Origin of the sequence: Kribbella sp. NPDC049227 (assembly GCF_043197265.1) — a bacterium.
Taxonomy (GTDB): domain Bacteria; phylum Actinomycetota; class Actinomycetes; order Propionibacteriales; family Kribbellaceae; genus Kribbella.
This window is the reverse complement of record NZ_JBICST010000004.1, coordinates 680675-697005: the sequence shown is the minus strand read 5'-3', so window position 1 is coordinate 697005 and position 16331 is coordinate 680675. Positions and strand designations below refer to the sequence as shown.

General features: G+C 68.1%; 16 protein-coding genes. 8 read left to right on the top strand and 8 right to left on the bottom strand.

All coding sequences use genetic code 11. The features are described 5' to 3' along the window. Positions 1-13 precede the first annotated feature (13 nt). From ACGFH6_RS21140 to ACGFH6_RS21120, 5 genes are read right to left on the bottom strand one after another with little or no spacing between them, the layout of a single operon-like run. Positions 14-1381, bottom strand: a complete 1368-nt coding sequence (locus ACGFH6_RS21140) for an NAD(P)/FAD-dependent oxidoreductase (RefSeq protein WP_393386220.1) — start codon at positions 1379-1381, stop codon at positions 14-16. After that, the gene (locus ACGFH6_RS21135) at positions 1378-2178 is read right to left on the bottom strand and encodes an ABC transporter permease (protein WP_393386218.1); all 801 of its coding nucleotides are present in this window, start codon (positions 2176-2178) and stop codon (positions 1378-1380) included. The genes ACGFH6_RS21140 and ACGFH6_RS21135 overlap by 4 nt, the downstream gene beginning before the upstream one ends. Further along, complete coding sequence (locus ACGFH6_RS21130; RefSeq protein WP_393386215.1) at positions 2175-3080, bottom strand: ABC transporter permease; 906 nt, start codon at positions 3078-3080, stop codon at positions 2175-2177. Before ACGFH6_RS21130 ends, ACGFH6_RS21135 begins: the two co-directional genes overlap by 4 nt. Further along, a complete protein-coding gene (locus ACGFH6_RS21125; RefSeq protein ID WP_393386212.1) occupies positions 3077-4210 on the bottom strand; it encodes an ABC transporter ATP-binding protein in 1134 nt (377 codons plus the stop codon). The genes ACGFH6_RS21130 and ACGFH6_RS21125 overlap by 4 nt, the downstream gene beginning before the upstream one ends. 1 nt (position 4211) lies before the next feature. After that, the gene (locus tag ACGFH6_RS21120) at positions 4212-5408 is read right to left on the bottom strand and encodes a spermidine/putrescine ABC transporter substrate-binding protein (protein ID WP_393386210.1); all 1197 of its coding nucleotides are present in this window, start codon (positions 5406-5408) and stop codon (positions 4212-4214) included. A 189-nt stretch (positions 5409-5597) separates the two neighbouring features. On the opposite strand from ACGFH6_RS21120, the gene ACGFH6_RS21115 reads away from it, so the two are divergent. Then, the gene (locus tag ACGFH6_RS21115; RefSeq protein ID WP_393386745.1) at positions 5598-6038 is read left to right on the top strand and encodes an Lrp/AsnC family transcriptional regulator; all 441 of its coding nucleotides are present in this window, start codon (positions 5598-5600) and stop codon (positions 6036-6038) included. Next, positions 6023-7390: an NAD(P)/FAD-dependent oxidoreductase gene (locus ACGFH6_RS21110; RefSeq protein ID WP_393386208.1), complete on the top strand. Its 1368-nt coding sequence runs from the start codon at positions 6023-6025 to the stop codon at positions 7388-7390. The genes ACGFH6_RS21115 and ACGFH6_RS21110 overlap by 16 nt, the downstream gene beginning before the upstream one ends. Here ACGFH6_RS21110 and ACGFH6_RS21105 read toward each other — a convergent pair. From ACGFH6_RS21105 to ACGFH6_RS21095, 3 genes are all read right to left on the bottom strand, one after another. After that, the gene (locus ACGFH6_RS21105; protein ID WP_393386205.1) at positions 7387-8028 is read right to left on the bottom strand and encodes a hypothetical protein; all 642 of its coding nucleotides are present in this window, start codon (positions 8026-8028) and stop codon (positions 7387-7389) included. The genes ACGFH6_RS21110 and ACGFH6_RS21105 overlap by 4 nt on opposite strands. Before the next feature lie 67 nt (positions 8029-8095). Beyond that, complete coding sequence (locus tag ACGFH6_RS21100) at positions 8096-8677, bottom strand: carboxymuconolactone decarboxylase family protein (protein ID WP_393386203.1); 582 nt, start codon at positions 8675-8677, stop codon at positions 8096-8098. Continuing rightward, positions 8677-8991 (bottom strand): hypothetical protein, encoded by a 315-nt coding sequence (locus ACGFH6_RS21095; protein WP_393386200.1) that lies wholly within the window; start codon positions 8989-8991, stop codon positions 8677-8679. The genes ACGFH6_RS21100 and ACGFH6_RS21095 overlap by 1 nt, the downstream gene beginning before the upstream one ends. 169 nt (positions 8992-9160) lie before the next feature. Between ACGFH6_RS21095 and ACGFH6_RS21090 the strand changes: the two genes are divergently transcribed. The 6 genes from ACGFH6_RS21090 to ACGFH6_RS21065 all read left to right on the top strand — a co-directional run bounded on the left by ACGFH6_RS21090 (position 9161) and on the right by ACGFH6_RS21065 (position 16326). Next, positions 9161-9901: a GntR family transcriptional regulator gene (locus ACGFH6_RS21090; RefSeq protein ID WP_131511608.1), complete on the top strand. Its 741-nt coding sequence runs from the start codon at positions 9161-9163 to the stop codon at positions 9899-9901. Positions 9902-9973: 72 nt separating this feature from the next. After that, entirely contained in the window at positions 9974-11086 is a 1113-nt protein-coding gene (locus tag ACGFH6_RS21085) for an FAD-dependent monooxygenase (RefSeq protein ID WP_393386196.1), read from the top strand. A 74-nt stretch (positions 11087-11160) separates the two neighbouring features. Next, positions 11161-11949, top strand: a complete 789-nt coding sequence (locus ACGFH6_RS21080) for a TIGR03084 family metal-binding protein (protein WP_393386194.1) — start codon at positions 11161-11163, stop codon at positions 11947-11949. After that, complete coding sequence (locus tag ACGFH6_RS21075) at positions 11946-13658, top strand: acyclic terpene utilization AtuA family protein (protein WP_393386192.1); 1713 nt, start codon at positions 11946-11948, stop codon at positions 13656-13658. Before ACGFH6_RS21080 ends, ACGFH6_RS21075 begins: the two co-directional genes overlap by 4 nt. Further along, entirely contained in the window at positions 13655-14776 is a 1122-nt protein-coding gene (locus ACGFH6_RS21070; protein WP_393386189.1) for an acyl-CoA dehydrogenase family protein, read from the top strand. Before ACGFH6_RS21075 ends, ACGFH6_RS21070 begins: the two co-directional genes overlap by 4 nt. Beyond that, positions 14773-16326, top strand: a complete 1554-nt coding sequence (locus tag ACGFH6_RS21065; RefSeq protein ID WP_393386186.1) for an acyl-CoA carboxylase subunit beta — start codon at positions 14773-14775, stop codon at positions 16324-16326. Before ACGFH6_RS21070 ends, ACGFH6_RS21065 begins: the two co-directional genes overlap by 4 nt. The last annotated feature ends 5 nt before the right edge of the window (positions 16327-16331 follow it).

Here is a 16331-nt window from a genome sequence, read left to right as displayed (position 1 = left end):
GCCGGGAAATCGTCTAGAAGTCGAAGCCGAGGCCTAGTTTGTCGAGGGTTCTCAGCCAGAGGTTTCGGTGGCCTTGGTGGGTGTCGGCGCGGGACATGGACCAGCGGGTCAGGTGGATGGCGGCGGAGCGGATGGGTTCGGGTGGGAAGGCCATGGGGCGTTCGCGGACCATGCGGAGGCGGGTGCGGTCGGTCTCTTCGCCGTACAGGAGGTCGAGCATGACGTCGGCGCCGAAGCGGGTGGCGCCTACGCCGAGGCCGGTGTAGCCGAGGGCATACCCGACCTGGCCGGAGTGCGCCGTACCGAAGAAGGCGCAGAAGCGGGTGCTGGTGTCGATCACGCCGCCCCAGCGGTGGGTGAAGTGCAGGCCCTCCAGCTGGGGGAACGTCGTGAAGAAGTGGCGCGCGAGCATCTCGTGGATGCTGTGGCGCAGCTCGTGGCGGGGATCGATCCGGCTGCCGTAGTAGTACAGCGGGATGTAGCCGCCCCACAGGATGCGATCGTCACGGGTCAGGCGGTAGTAGTGGAAGAGGTTCGACGCGTCCCCGACACCCTGGCGGTTGCGCCAGCCGATGGAGTCGAGCTGTACGTCGGACAACGGCTCCGTGACCAGGACCAGGTCGTAGACGGGGACCGTGTAGCGGCGGAGGCGCCGGAGTAGGGACGGAAAGGCGTTCGTGGCCAGGGCGATCCGGTCCGCCCGGACCGAACCAGTTGCTGTGGACAACGTTTTGCCGTGCATCCTGTTCACCTGCGACATTTCGTGGATGCGTACGCCGTGCAGCAGGCAGGCATGGCGCAGACCCCAAGCCAGCCGGGCCGGCTCGACCAGCGCCAGGCGACTCGGGTCGGACAGTGCGCCGAGGTACGTCGGTGAGTTGACCTCAGCACGGGCGGCGTCCTGGTCCAGCAGCGTGACACCGTCGCGCTGACTCACCTCCTCGGCCAGTTCGTCGAGGTGATGTGGCTCGGTGGCAACGGTGAGCTCGCCACTCAGTTGCCAGTCGCAATCGATTCCGTAGCGCCGGATCGTGTCACCGATCGCAGCGAGATTGTCGGCTCCGAGCTGCTCGAGCTGACCGATCTCCTCGGGCCACCGCGCGAGACCGTTGGCGAATCCGTGCGTGAGGCTGGCGTCGCAGAACCCGCCGTTCCGTCCGCTGGCCGCGGATCCACAGATCTCCGATTCCAGCAGTACGACGTCCAGTTCCGGGTACCGTTCCTTCGCCCGCAACGCCGTCCAGAGGCCGGTGTAGCCACCGCCGACCACGGCCAGGTCGGCCTGGGTCGGCCCGAGGAGCGAGGGCGAATGCTCCGGCGCGGCCTTGTCGTCGAGCCAGAACACTCGCGGTTCTGCGTCCGCCAGCGCCGCAAGTTTCATCGCGTCCGTCGGCGGCGGGTGAGCTCGCCACCCACGACGAGCAGGAGGGCCAGCAGGAACATCGCCGTACCGACGACGTTGATCTGTGGCGGGATCTCGCGCTGGGCCGACCCCCAGACGAACATCGGGAACGTCACCGTGGTCCCGGCGTTCAGGTTGGTGATGATGAAGTCGTCGAAGGACAGCGAGAAGCTGAGCAGCGCGGCGGCCAGGATGCCGGGGAAGACCAGCGGGAACGTGATTCGCCAGTACGTCTGCCACTCGGTCGCGTACAGGTCCATCGCCGCCTGTTCCATCCGGGTGTCCATCCCGGCCAGCCGAGCCTTCACGGTCACCACCACGAACGACATGCAGAACATCACGTGCGCGATCAGGATCGTCCAGAACCCCAGCTGCCCGCCGAACCCGCCGGACACGAACAGCGCCAGCAGCGACGAGCCGAGCACGATCTCCGGTGACGCCATCGGCAAGAAGATGAACAGGTTGGTCGCCGACCGGCCGCGGAACTGGTGCCGCACCATCGCGAACGCCATCAGCGTGCCGAGCGCGGTCGCGATGACGGTCGCGAGCAGGCCGATCCGCAGGCTGGTGCTGACCGCGTCGCACAGACCGAACGGCCGGCACGGATGCTGCCAGTTGTCCAGGGTGAAGCCGTCGAACGTGTAGGACAGCTTGCTCTTCGGGGCGTTGAACGACATCAGCATCACGACGACGATCGGCGCGAACAGGTACAGCAGGACGACGATCGCGACCATCATCACGAGGTTCCGCCCGACCCACCGCCCGGCCCTGGTCATACCAGGTCCTCCGTCCCGGCGCGCCGGATGTAGATGAGCACGAGTACGACGATGGCGGCCATCAGCGTCACCGACAACGCCGCCGCCGTCGGGTAGGCGCCGGCCGCGAACAGTCGCTGAATGTCGTTGCCGATCATCCGCTGCTTCGGCGTACCGAGCAGCTGCGCGTTGATGTAGTCGCCGGCCGACGGGATGAAGGTCAGCAGCGTGCCCGCGATCACGCCCGGCATCGACAGCGGCAGCGTGATCTTCCGGAACGTCGTGAAAGGCCCGGCGAACAGGTCCCCTCCCGCCTCGAGCAGCCGCTTGTCGATCCGCTCCAGGCTGGCGTACAGCGGCAGCACCATGAACGGCAGGAAGTTGTACGTCAGCCCGGTGACGACCGCGGACGTGGTGGCCAGCAGCCGTCCGTCCGGCCCGAGGATGTGCAGCCACTTCAGCGCGTCGACCACGAAGCCGTTGTCACTCAGCAGCAGCTTCCAGGACAGTGTCCGGATCAGGAAGCTGGTGAAGAACGGCGCGATCACCAGCGCCAGCATCAGGTTCTTCCAGCGGCCGGACTTGATCGCGATCGCGTAGGCGAGCGGGTACCCGAGCAGCAAGCAGAACGCGGTGGTGAGCAGCGCGTAGAACAGCGACCGTCCGAACGGGCGGGCGTAGTCCGACATCGTGTCCACGAAGTTCTGCCAGTGCCAGGTCATCGAGAACCCGTTCTCGATGGACCCGTTCGGGTCGTACAGGCTGGCCGCGAGCAGAGTCACCAGCGGGATAACGAAGAACAGCAGCAGGAACAGCCCGCCCGGGAGCAGCAACAGGTACGCCGTCAGCCGCCGGCCGGATTTCGGCTCGGGAGGAGGCGCCGGTGTCGCGGTGGTCGCACCCAGCTGGCCGACCGCACTCATCCGGCACCACCGCTGTCGTCGATGTCCTCGACCCCGGCGAGTGCGTCCTGCTCGGCATCGAGCACGAACGTGTGCGCCGGCTGCCAGTGCAGGTCGACCTGGTCCCCGACCGCGAGCGTGCCCCGGGCGCCGGTGTTCTGCTCGAACACCGTCAGCTCCTGGTCCCACGGCAGCTTGACCAGGTACTGCGTACTCACGCCCACGTAGCTGACATCGGTGACGACCGCACCCTTGAGCTGGTTGACGCCGTTGCTCTGCTCGGTGCCGGCCCGCGACAGGAACACCTTCTCCGGTCTGATCCCCATCCAGACGTCGCCCTCGGTGACCCGGCAGCGCGGCAACGGCACCGTCACCTTGCGGCCTTGTACGTCGACGATCAGGTTCTGCTCGGCGCGCCCGATGATCGTTGCCCGGAGCAAGTTGGACTGCCCGAGGAAGTTGGCCACGAACGTGGTCGCGGGCAGGTCGTACAGCTCGGCCGGCGTACCCAGTTGCTCGATCGCCCCGCCGTTCATCACCGCGATGGTGTCGGCCATCGTCATGGCCTCTTCCTGGTCGTGGGTGACGTGGACGAACGTGATGCCGACCTCGGTCTGGATCCGCTTCAGCTCGATCTGCATCTGCCGGCGCAGCTTCAGGTCGAGCGCACCGAGCGGCTCGTCCAGCAGCAGTACCTGCGGCTGGTTGATCAGCGCGCGGGCCAGCGCCACTCGTTGCTGCTGGCCACCGGACAGCTGCGCGGGCCGGCGCTTGCCGAAGGCACCGAGCTCGACCAGGTCGAGCATCTCCGTCACCTTCGGTTTGAAGTCCTTGACGCCGCGGCGGCGCAGCCCGAACGCGACGTTCTCGAAGATGTCGAGATGCGGGAACAGCGCGTAGTTCTGGAACACCGTGTTGACCGGCCGCTTGTACGGGCGCAGTCCGGTGATCTCCTGCTCTCCCAGCCGGATGGTGCCGGTACTCGGCTCCTCCAGCCCGGCGATCATCCGAAGGGTCGTGGTCTTGCCGCAGCCGGACGGACCGAGCAACGCGAAGAAGGCGCCGGCCGGCACGGTCAGATCGATCTGCTGCACCGCGTTCTGGGCGCCGAAGCGCTTGCTGATGCCGGTGAGTACGAGATCACTGGTCATGTCAGCCGCCGATCGCGAGATTGAAGTCGGTTTCGTAGAGCTTGGCCTTGGCCGTGTCCAGCGCCATGAAGGAGCTGGTCTTGGCGAGCACGTCCTTGTCGGGGAAGATCAGCGGACTCTCGACGAGCTCGGGATCGATCGCCTCCATCGCCTTCTGGGCGCCTTCGACCGGGCAGATGTAGTTCACCCAGGCCGCCAGCGTGGCCGCGACCTCGGGGTCGTAGTAGTAGTTCATCAAGGCTTCGGCGTTCGCCTTGTGGGTCGCCTTGTTCGGCACCAGCATGTTGTCGGACCAGAGGTTGAGTCCCTCCTCGGGGACGACGAACTTGATGTCGGGGTTGTCGGCCTGCATCGCCAGGACGTCGCCCGACCAGGCCTCGCACGCGGCGATGTTGCCGGCGTTGAGGTCCTGCACGTAGTCGTTGCCGGTGAAGCGGCGGATCTGCCCGGACGCGACCACGTCCTCGAGGTGCTGCAGCGCCCTGCTCCACTCCGCGTCGTTGAACTTGCTCGGGTCGGCGCCTTCGAGCCGGAGCATGAACGCCATCGTGTCGGGCATCTCGGACAGCAGCGTGATCCGGCCCTTGAGGTCGCTCCGGCTGAGCAGGTCCGCGAAGCTGCCGACCTCGCTGGTGACCTTCGCGTTGTAGGCGATCCCGGTCAGCCCGCTCTGCCACGGCACGCTGTAGTCGCGGTGCGGATCCCAGCTCGGCGACTTCAGTTGCGCGAGCAGATGGGCGTTGACGTTCGGCATGGTCTTGTGGTCGAGCTGCTGGATCCAGCCGAGCGAGACCATCCGCGCCGCCATCCAGTCGGTCAGCACGAAGATGTCCCGCCCGCAGGGCTGGCAACTTCCGAGTTGGTCGCGCACCTTCGCGTAGAACTCGGCGTTGTCGTTCACGTCGGCGGTATAGGTGACCTGGATGCCGCTCTGGGACTGGAACTCCTCCAGCGTCGGCAGCACGGTCTTGCCGTTCACCTTCTCGTCGGACTCGTCCATATAACTGGGCCAGTTCGAGAAGATCAGCGCCTTCTGGGCCGAGGACCGGTCGGTGCTCACGCAATCGCCGGCGTTCTGTTTCGCGGCCGGAATGCCGCACCCGGTCAGCAACGAGCCCCCGGCCAGACCGAGGGCGGACAGCGACATCCCGCGAAGGACCGTCCGGCGCCCCACGACGGATTGTTGACGAAGACTCATCGCACACCTCCCCGGATGCGTCTGTCGCGGGCGATACTGTCAAACAGAATGGATCGAGACAAGGGATTCCGTAGGTAATAGCCCGATTTGCAACGAATTCCGCTGCATTGACTTGCTTACACCAGGTAACCCTGAAAGGATCTCCGGGTGGCTGTGCGAACGGGGAACTCCGACAAGAACCAGGCGCTGCTGGACGACACCTCGAAGGCGATCATCGAGCAACTCCAGAAGGACGGACGCCGTTCGTACGCCGCGATCGGCAAGGCGGTCGGACTGTCCGAGGCGGCGGTGCGGCAGCGGGTGCAACGACTGACCGAGGCCGGCGTAATGCAGGTGGTCGCGGTCACCGATCCGCTCGAGCTGGGCTTCGACCGGCAGGCGATGATCGGGATCAAGGCCGAGGGTTCGCTGGAGCCGATCGCCGACGAACTCGCGAAAATGGACGAGGTCGAGTACGTCGTGATCACGGCCGGCTCGTTCGACCTGCTGGCCGAGGTGCTGTGCGAGAGCGACGAGCACCTGCTGCAGGTGCTGTCGGAGCGGGTCCGGCGGATCGAAGGCGTGAAGGCGACCGAGACGTTCGTCTACCTGAAGCTGGTCAAACAGACGTATTCGTGGGGTGTGCGCTGATCCTCTGGGCCGAGACGACCGAGCCCGCGGCCGCACGCCCCGGGCTCGCGGGTGACCGGCACGCCGACGTGGCGATCGTCGGCGCCGGCTACACCGGCCTGTGGACCGCGTACTACCTCGCGAAAGCCGATCCTTCGCTGCGCATCGTCGTACTCGAGGCTCGGACAGCCGGGTTCGGGGCGTCTGGCCGCAACGGGGGTTGGTGTTCCGCCTTGTTCCCGGTCTCGTCGCGACGGCTGGCGGCGCTGCCCGGATCGAGCCGTGCGTCGGCGATCGAGTTGCACCGGGCGATGCAGGCGACGGTCAACGAGGTCGGGTTGGTGACCGCTGCCGAGGGCATCGACTGCGATTACCACAAGGGCGGCACGATCGTGTTCGCCCGGACCAAGGCGCAGCTCGCCCGGGCCCGCGCCGAGGTGGCCGCAGCGCACGACTGGGGTCCTGGCGACCTGCGGTTCCTCGAGCCGGACGAGGTCGCGGCACAGGTGCGGGCCACAAAGGTGCTCGGGGCAACGTTCACGCCACACTGTGCCGCGATCCATCCGGGCAAGCTGGTGCGTGGACTGGCCACCGTGGTCGAGGGCCTTGGCGTGACGATCCACGAGAACACTCCGGTGACCGCGATCGAGTCCGGCCGCGCGGTCACGCCGTACGGCGTCGTCCGCGCCGAGGTGGTGGTCCGGGCGACCGAGGGGTTCACGCCGGAGCTCGACGGGCAGTCGCGGGCGGTGGCGCCGGTGTACTCGTTGATGGTTGCGACCGAGCCGCTCGACGATGCGAGCTGGGAGCGGATCGGGCTGGCGGACCGGCCGACGTTCAGCGATCACCGGCACCTGATCATCTACGGGCAGCGCACGGCCGACGGGCGACTCGCTTTCGGTGGGCGCGGGGCGCCGTACCACTTCCGGTCGCGGGTCAAGGCGTCGTACGACGAGGTGCCACGGGTGTTCAAGGTGTTGCAGGCGACGTTGCGTGATCTGTTCGACGGGCTGGACGACGTTGGGTTCACGCATGCCTGGGGCGGGCCGCTCGGCATACCCCGGGACTGGTGTGCGTCGGTCGGGTTCGATCGTGGATCCGGGCTGGCGTGGGCGGGTGGGTACGTCGGGGACGGCGTCAGTACGGCGAATCTCGCCGGGCGGACGTTGACGGATCTGATCCTCGGTCGCGACACCGCACTGGTGCGACTGCCGTGGGTGGGGCATCGGTCGCGGCGCTGGGAGCCGGAACCGCTGCGTTGGCTCGGAATCAACGCCGGGCTGCGCGCGATGACGTTCGCCGACACGGAGGAACGCGTGACCGGTCGGGACAGCCGGATCGCTCGTCTGATGGCGCCCTTGATCGGTCGCTAGCGAAGCGCCAGCTGGGTGGTGCCTTCTTCGAGCAGCGACGCCAGCGGGCGGCCGGTCAGTTGGATGCTGGGCCGCATCCAGTCGTTGAGGATCGGCTCCTCGGTGGTGAGGTGATCGGTCAGTTCGGTGCGGCTCAGCTCGAAGACGTGGGCCGGGTTGCCGGTCAGGTCCACGACGGTCTGCATCAGCCGGCCGGCCTGTTCCTCCCACAGCACATCACCGGCGTCGAGGTGGTCCGGGCGGATCAGCAGCAGGTCGACGTCGCTGTCCATGTCACCGTCACCTCGGGCGATCGCGCCGTACAGGCTGGCGTGTACCGGCGGGATCCGCCAGGCGCTGATCTCGTCCGCGAGCCGGCTGACCAACGTACTGCGGAGATCCGCGAGGAACTCGACCGCCGGGGCGACCAGATGTCTGCGATTGAGTCGATAGAGCAACGAGTTGCCGAGGTCATCGACATGCACGAGCCCGGTCGTCGCCAACCGCTGCAGCACCAGCCGCACACCGGCGACGCTGCCCGTGCCGGCCAGCTTGTGGATCTGCCGTCCGGACAGCCCCTCGTCGCTGCGCGCCAGCACCTGCAGCACGGGACCGTCGAGCGACGGCACGACGGTACTGATCGGAGTCCTGAGATCCATAACCCGACCCACCCTAGTGATCACCTCCCCACTCACCGTAATCACCATGACCCGTCAACCACCTTGCCTACTGGTAGCCGCGCTTCAGCAGGTACTTGGCTCCCGCGTCGAAGCCCTCCGGGGTGAGGATCTCGAAGGCGAACGCGTCGGCGAGGCGGTCGGTGATGTTGAAGGCGGCGCAGACCGCCAGTGCGTCCTTGATCTGCTGGGGTGAGACACCTGCGGACAGCACCTCCCGCATGTCCTCGGCGCCCACCTTTCCTTCCCGGGTCAGCTTGCCGAGCATCCGCAGCGTTGCCCGAAGCCCGTTCTCGACGGGAGCCGTTTCCAGGTCGTCGAGGACCGCGGCGACCCGTGGCCCGTCCTGATAGGCCTGGCTCGCGGTCGCGGTGTGCGCGCCGATGCAGAACGCGGTCTCGTTCACCTTCGACACGTACGCCGCCATCAGCTCCCGGTCGCCGACCGACCACTCGGACGGGCCGCGCATCGCCTCGTGCGTGAACACCTTGGCGCGATTCCCGTAGAAATCGGGCCGGTAGAAGACCAGCTTGGCGGCGTCCGGCACCGGCTGCCGCGAGAACAGCCGGATCATCGCGAAGAGCAGCTTGGTTCCGGGCTTGTACCCGCTGTTCAGGATCTCGGGGCGCATCAGCCGACCTCCCCTTCGGCCAGCGCGGCCAGTCCCGCTTCGTACTGCCGGGTGGACTGACCGACCGCAGCACACACCACCAGCTCGAACAACTGGTCCTCGCTGAAGCCGGCTGCCTTCGCCGCAGCGAAGTCCGCGCCGGTCACCTCCGACGGCGTCATCGCGACCTTCCCGATCAGCGCCTGCAAGGGCGGAGGTACGTCGGCGTTGCCGAAGGCACGGGCCCGATCCTCGGCGGATGCCGTTCCCTCTCCGGTCAGCACACGATCCACCAGGGCCTGGTGCGCTCCTCGTTTCTTGTCCTCATCCGGCACGGCGCACTCCGCTTCTCGATCTCGGTTGTCTGCTCACATGTATATGACGATCGGCGCGCCGCCGAACACGACATCCACCCGAAGAAGGTGGTAATTGGTCTAGCTGAGCTGGGTTCGACGGCGGTGGAAAGGGTTCACGGTGGGGTCTGCGGAGTGTTACGCAAGACCAATGCACAGTTCGCTGCCCGGGAAGGCTGCTGAGATCCGGGCGTTGTTGCTCAGCCTGATCGACACGCTGCCGGAGGGTGCCGCACTCCCGCCGGAGCGCGAACTGGCTGTGCGCTGGAACGTCGCCCGGATGACGCTGCGCCGGGCCGTCGACGAGCTCGTGATCGAGGAACTCCTGGTCCGCCGCCACGGCAGCGGGACCTACACCACCCGCCCGAAGGTCGCCCGCTGGCTCGGGATGATCGGGTTCTCCGAGGACATCCGCCGGCGCGGCATGAGGCCGGGCAGCAAGATGCTGGAGTTCCGCCACCAGAAGGCCGAGCGCGCCGCCGCGCGAAGGCTGCGGATCCCGGTCGGCGACCCGATCATCGCGTTCACCCGGCTCCGCCTCGCCGACGATCTCCCGATGGTCGTCGAACGCACCACGATGCCCGCGGCGTACGTCCCCGGTCTCCAGGCCGAGGACCTGAACGGTTCCCTCTACGACCTGCTCACCAACCGCTACGGCATCGACCTCGTCAGCGGCACCTCGCGCCTCGAGCCCGTCATGCCCGACGCCAAGACCGCGTCCTGGCTTGGCATCCCCACCACCCAGCCGTGCTTGGCCCTGCACGGCGTCAGCTTCGACCGCCGCGATCGAGTCTTCGAGTACACCTCCGCCCTCTACCGCGGTGACCGCTACGCCTTCACCACCGAACTGCGAACCACCCCAACTCCCCGAGCCAACGCCAAGGGCCTCTGACCCACATTCGACTGGACCAGAGTGCCTTGCCCCGGTGCGTGCGGGGACCGGATAGCAAGTAACGTCCGGCACATGGGCATCGGTGAGCGGAGTGCGCTTGTTGTCGGGGCGGGGATCGGTGGGTTGGCCGCGGCAGTGGCGTTGCGGCGGATCGGGTGGTCGGTCAGCGTGCTGGAGCGGGCGCCGATCATCGCGGAGGTGGGCGCCGGCCTGACGCTCTGGCCGAATGCGGTCCGGGCGCTCGAAGCACTCGATCTGGATGTCACCGATCGCACGGTCAAGACAGTGTCGCGCGGCAACATCCTCACTCCGAAGGGCCGTTGGGTACGGCGCAGTCACCCGCAGGACGTCGGCGTTCTCGCGATCCATCGCGCGGATCTGCACGACGTACTGCGAGAGAAACTGCCTGACTCGGTGCTGCACACGGATGCCGAAGTGACCGCGGTGTCGTCCGATGGCACGGTGACCTGCTCTGGTGAGGAACTGACCGCCGACCTGGTGGTTGCCGCCGATGGCGTCAACAGCATCACGCGGCGGACGCTGTGGTCCGGCGACGCGGTCTTCCAGCGCCGGGCGGTCTGGCGGGGCGTCACGCCACCGGAGTCGGTGTGGCCGGTCCAGGAGTCACTCACGCTCGGTCGTGGTGTGCAGGTCGGCGTACTCCCCTTGCCGAGAGAGCGCGTCTACTGGTTCGTCACCGTCAACGCCGATCAGCCCAACCAGTTGTACGCCGACGATCGCCGCGAGGTACTCAATCGGGTCGGGGACTGGCACGACCCGATCCCGGCGCTGGTCGCGGCGACGCCACCGGACCAGGTGCTGCACAACGACATCGTCGACATCGACCCGGTGCCGACGTACGTGAAGGACCGCGTCGTTCTGCTCGGCGACGCGGCGCACGCGATGCCGCCGGACCTCGGGCAAGGTGCGTGCCAGGCGATCGAGGATGCCGTCGTGCTCGCCGCGGCGCTGGCCGACGACGATCTGCCGCGGTACGACCGGGAACGCCGCGCGCGGGTGCAGCCGATGGCGGCCGAAGCCCGCGAGTCGGTCAAGCGGAACTCCAACACGAGCGCGGTCGCACATTTCGGGCTGACCCTCGCGGCCCGGTTCATCCCACCGAAGGCGTGGCGGGAGGCCACCGCCAAGTGGGCCGACTGGACCCCACCGAAGCTGCCGACCTAGAAAACAAGCACCCTTGCTTCTTTTTCCTGGGCGTGCCAGTCTCGGCTGCACGATCCCCACCCAGGGAGTGCAGCGTGCAACTGGACGAAGTGCTGGCGGACCTGTGGGCCGAGAGTGCGGAGCTGGACCGGCTGGTCGGCGGACTCGCCGCCGACGCGTGGGCAACGCCGACCCCGGCGGAGGGCTGGACGATCGCGCACCAGATCGCCCACCTGGCCTGGACCGACGAGGCCGCGCATCTCGCCGCCACCGATCCCGACGGCTTCAAGGCCTCACTGCAGAAGGCGGCGGCCAACCCGACCGGATACGTCGACGAGGGTGCTGCCGAGACCGCGGCGCTGCCACCCGACCAACTCCTGCCGTACTGGCGTGAGACCCGCGCCGAGCTCGCTGACGCGCTGAAGAAGGTCGCGCCGGGCGAGCGGGTCCTCTGGTACGGCCCGCCGATGAGCCCGACCTCGATGGCGACGGCACGGTTGATGGAGACGTGGGCGCACGGCCAGGACGTGTTCGACGCGCTCGGCGTCCATCGTCAGCCGAGCAGCCGGCTGCGTCACGTCGCGCACCTGGCCGTCCGGACCCGCGACTTCGCGTACTTGCTGAACGATCGCACCCCGCCGGCCGAGCCGTTCCACGTGGAACTCACCGGGCCTGACGGCCAGACCTGGACGTGGGGTCCGGACGACGCCGCGCAACGGGTGAGCGGCCCGGCGCTCGACTTCTGTCTGCTGGCGACGCAGCGCCGGCATCGCGACGACCTCGCCGTACAGGCTGAGGGCGCGGACGCGGAGGAGTGGCTGGGCATCATCCAGGCGTTCGCGGGGCTGCCGGGGAAGGGCCGGGAGCGAGGGCAGTTCGGATGACCGCGCCCCTCCGGATCGGCAACGCGTCCGGGTTCTACGGCGACCGCTTCAGCGCGGTCCACGAGATGCTGACCGGCGGCCCGCTCGACGTGCTGACCGGTGACTACCTGGCCGAGCTGACCATGCTGATCCTCGGTCGGGACCGCCTGAAGGACCCGTCGCTCGGGTACGCGCGCACGTTCCTCAAGCAACTGGAGACCGGCCTCGGCGAAGCGCTCGACCGCGGCGTCAAGATCGTCAGCAACGCCGGCGGCCTGAACCCGTCCGGCCTCGCCCAGGCGATCCAGGAGCTCGCGGATCGCCTCGGACTGCACCCCAAGATCGCGTACGTCGAAGGCGACGACCTCCTGTCACGTGCGGCCGAGCTCGACCTCGGCGAGCCGCTGACCGCCAACGCCTACCTCGGTGCCTGGGGTATCGCCGAGGCACTGCAAGCCGGCGCGGACGTCGTCGTGACCGGCCGCGTCACCGACGCCTCGGTCATCGTCGGACCCGCCGCCGCCCACCACGGCTGGAAGCGGACGCAGTACGACGAACTGGCCGGCGCCGTGGCCGCGGGTCACGTGATCGAGTGCGGCTGCCAGGCGACCGGCGGGAACTTCGCGTTCTTCAGCGAGATCCGCAACCTCGGCCGGCCCGGATTCCCGATCGCGGAGATCCATGCCGACGGCAGCAGCGTGATCACCAAGCACGACAACACCGGCGGCGCGGTCACGATCGACACGGTCAAGGCACAGCTGCTCTACGAGATCACGGGCGCCCGGTACGCCGGTCCGGACGTGACCACGCGGCTGGACACGATCGAGCTCGACACGGACGGACCCGACCGCGTGCGCATCTCCGGGGTCCGCGGTGAGCCGCCACCTCCGACGTACAAGGTGTCGCTGAACAGCGTCGGCGGGTTCCGCAACGAGGTGGACTTCGTGCTCACCGGGCTGCAACTGGAGGAGAAGGCCGAGCTGGTTCAGCAGCAGCTCGAGCAGGCGCTGCCCAAGCGGCCGGCGGACCTTCGGTGGACTCTCGCGTGGACCGAGAAGCCGAACGCGGCGTCCGAGGAGGAGGCCAGCGTGTTCCTCCGGTGTGCGGTCAAGGACCCGGATCCGAAGGTCGTCGGCCGCGCGTTCTCCAGCGCTGCGATCGAGCTGGCGCTGGCGAGCTACCCCGGTTTCCACGTCACCGCGCCGCCTGGCGACGGATCGCCGTACGGCGTCTTCCGGGCCGGGTACGTCGACATCCATGAGGTGGAGCACACCGTCGTACTGCCGGACGGGTCGCAGCAGGTCGTCGAGCCGGCGGTGGAGACGCAGCCCCTGAGTCCGGTCGAAGACATCGAACTGCCGATTCCGTTGCCACAGCTGGCGTCCAGCGGGCGTCCGCGAACCCGGGAGGTCCCGCTCGGACGGATCGCCGGCGCGCGGTCCGGCGACAAGGGCGGGGACGCGAACGTCGGTGTGTGGGTGCGGGACGAGAAGACGTGGCGGTGGATCGCGCACACGCTGACAGTCGAGCTGTTCCAGGAGCTGCTCCCGGAGACTCAGTCGCTGACCGTGACGCGCTATGTGCTGCCGAATCTGTGGGCGGTCAACTTCGTCGTCGAGGGACTGCTGGGTGAGGGCGTCGCCTCGCAGGCGCGATTCGATCCGCAGGCGAAGGCGGTCGGCGAATGGCTGCGTTCCCGGTACATCGACGTACCGGAGGTGCTGCTGTGAACGACTACCGGCAGACCGTACGGCGGTTCATGGCGACCGAGGTGCTGCCGCAGCTGGACCGGTGGGAGCGGGACGGCGAGCTGCCGCGTGAGCTGCACAAGAAGGCCGGCCAGATCGGGATGCTCGGCGTCGGGTTCCCGGAGGCGGTCGGCGGTGGCGGCGGTTCGCTGCCGGACGCGATCGCGGTGGTCGAGGAGATGCACTACGCCGGCGGCTCCGGCGGTCTGGTCGCCTCGCTGCTGACCTGCGGGATCGCCCTTCCGCATATCGTTGCGGCAGGCAACCAGGAGCAGATCGACCGGTGGGTCCGGCCGACGCTCGACGGGGTTCTGATCGGCGCGCTGGCGATCACCGAAGCCGACGGCGGCTCGGATGTCGCGTCGATCCGTACGACGGCTCGGCGCGAGGGTGACGTGTTCGTCGTGAACGGTGCGAAGACCTACATCACCTCGGGCTGCCGTGCGGACTTCGTCACGACCGCGGTCCGGACGGACGGGCCGGGCGCCCACGGGATCAGCCTGCTGGTGATCGAGAAGGGGACACCGGGCTTCGTGGTGTCCCGGAAGCTCGAGAAGCTGGGTTGGCTGTGCTCGGACACGGCCGAGTTGTCGTTCACCGACGTCCGGGTGCCGGTGGCCAACCTGGTCGGGGCCCAGGGCACCGGGTTCGTCCAGCTCGCGACGAACTTCGTGGCCGAGCGGCTGACGCTCGCGACGCAGGCGTACGCCGGAGCGCAGCGAGCACTCGACCTCACCGTGGAGTGGTGCCGGGCGCGGGAGACGTTCGGACGGCCGTTGATCTCGCGGCAGACCGTGCAGCACACGCTCACCGAGATGGCTCGCCGGATCGACGTGGCCCGGGTCTACGTCCACGAGGTCGCCCGCAGGTCCGACGCCGGCGAGGACGTGATCGCCGAGGTGTGCTTCGCGAAGAACACGGCAGTCGAGGCCGGGCAGTGGGTGTGTGACCAGGCGCTGCAGTTGCACGGCGGTCTGGGCTACATGCGGGAGGCCGAGGTCGAACGCCAGTACCGCGATCAGAAGATCCTCGCCATCGGCGGCGGCACCACCGAGATCCTGACCGGCCTGGCCTCCAAACGACTGGGGTTCACCACATGAGCAATCGCGAGGCGATGCTGGAGAAGCTGACGGCGCTGGAGGCCGAGCACGCCAAGGCGCTGGCCGGTGGTGGCGAGAAGTACGTCGACCGGCACCACAAGCGCGGCAAGTTGCTCGCCCGGGAGCGGATCGAGTTGCTGCTCGACCCGGACTCGCCGTTCCTCGAGTTGTCGACGCTGGCCGGCTGGGGCTCGGACTTCACCGTCGGCGCCAGCCTGGTGACCGGGATCGGCGTGGTGTCGGGCGTCGAGTGTCTGATCACGGCCAACGATCCGACGGTCAAGGGCGGCGCGAGCAATCCGTGGACGCTGCGCAAGGCCCTGCGGGCGGACGAGATCGCGCGGGCGAACCGGTTGCCGGTGATCAGCCTGGTGGAGTCGGGCGGTGCGGACCTGCCGACGCAGAAGGAGATCTTCATCCCGGGCGGCGCGATGTTCCGCGATCTGACCCGGTTGTCGGCGGAGGGCATTCCGACGATCGCGCTGGTGTTCGGCAACTCGACCGCGGGCGGCGCGTACATCCCCGGCATGAGCGACTACGTGGTGATGGTCGACGGCGGAGCCAAGGTGTTCCTGGCCGGTCCGCCGCTGGTGAAGATGGCGACCGGCGAGGACGCCGACGACGAGTCGCTCGGCGGCGCCTCGATGCACGCCCGGAAGTCCGGACTGGCCGACTACTTCGCGGTCGACGAACAGGACGCGATCCGGCTCGGCCGCCAGATCGTGTCCCGGCTGAACTGGCGCAAACTCGGTCCGCCGCCGGCTCCGGCGTACGCCTCGCCGCTGTTCGACGAGGACGAGTTGCTCGGGATCGTTCCGGAGGACCTGAAGATCCCGTTCGATCCGCGGGACGTGATCGCCCGGGTGGTGGACGGGTCGGTGTTCGACGAGTTCAAGCCGCTGTACGGGTCGTCGCTGGCGACCGGCTGGGCGTCGGTGCACGGGTATCCGGTCGGCATCCTGGCCAACGCGCGCGGCGTCCTGTTCAGCGAGGAGTCGCAGAAGGCGGCGCAGTTCATCCAGCTGGCGAACCGCGCGAACACGCCGCTGATCTTCCTGCACAACACCACCGGCTACATGGTCGGGCAGGAGTACGAGCAGGGCGGGATCATCAAGCACGGCGCACAGATGATCAACGCGGTCGCGAACTCCAAGGTCCCGCACATCTCGATCCTGATGGGCGCGTCGTACGGCGCCGGCCACTACGGGATGTGCGGCCGGGCCTTCGATCCACGGTTCCTGTTCGCCTGGCCGTCGGCGAAGTCGGCGGTGATGGGTCCGCAGCAGCTCGCGGGCGTCCTGTCGATCGTGGCGCGGGCCGCCGCGGCAGCGAAGAACCAGCCGTACGACGAGGACGGCGACGCCACGATGCGCGCGTACGTCGAGGGCCAGATCGAGGCGGAGTCGCTGCCGATGTTCCTGTCCGGCCGCCTGTACGACGACGGCGTGATCGACCCTCGCGACACCCGAACAGTCCTGGGCATCTGCCTGTCCGCGATCCACTCGGCACCGGTGGAGGGCACGTCCTCCTTCGGCGTCTTCAGGATGTGAGAGGC

Excerpts from the sequence above, each read along its gene's own strand:
- ACGFH6_RS21140 (WP_393386220.1), bottom strand. The coding sequence starts at position 1,381 with ATGAAACTTGCGGCGCTGGCGGACGCAGAACCGCGAGTGTTCTGGCTC.
- ACGFH6_RS21135 (WP_393386218.1), bottom strand. The coding sequence starts at position 2,178 with ATGACCAGGGCCGGGCGGTGGGTCGGGCGGAACCTCGTGATGATGGTC.
- ACGFH6_RS21130 (WP_393386215.1), bottom strand. The coding sequence starts at position 3,080 with ATGAGTGCGGTCGGCCAGCTGGGTGCGACCACCGCGACACCGGCGCCT.
- ACGFH6_RS21125 (WP_393386212.1), bottom strand. The coding sequence starts at position 4,210 with ATGACCAGTGATCTCGTACTCACCGGCATCAGCAAGCGCTTCGGCGCC.
- ACGFH6_RS21120 (WP_393386210.1), bottom strand. The coding sequence starts at position 5,408 with ATGAGTCTTCGTCAACAATCCGTCGTGGGGCGCCGGACGGTCCTTCGC.
- ACGFH6_RS21105 (WP_393386205.1), bottom strand. The coding sequence starts at position 8,028 with ATGGATCTCAGGACTCCGATCAGTACCGTCGTGCCGTCGCTCGACGGT.
- ACGFH6_RS21100 (WP_393386203.1), bottom strand. The coding sequence starts at position 8,677 with ATGCGCCCCGAGATCCTGAACAGCGGGTACAAGCCCGGAACCAAGCTG.
- ACGFH6_RS21090 (WP_131511608.1), top strand. The coding sequence starts at position 9,161 with ATGCACAGTTCGCTGCCCGGGAAGGCTGCTGAGATCCGGGCGTTGTTG.
- ACGFH6_RS21085 (WP_393386196.1), top strand. The coding sequence starts at position 9,974 with ATGGGCATCGGTGAGCGGAGTGCGCTTGTTGTCGGGGCGGGGATCGGT.
- ACGFH6_RS21075 (WP_393386192.1), top strand. The coding sequence starts at position 11,946 with ATGACCGCGCCCCTCCGGATCGGCAACGCGTCCGGGTTCTACGGCGAC.
- ACGFH6_RS21065 (WP_393386186.1), top strand. The coding sequence starts at position 14,773 with ATGAGCAATCGCGAGGCGATGCTGGAGAAGCTGACGGCGCTGGAGGCC.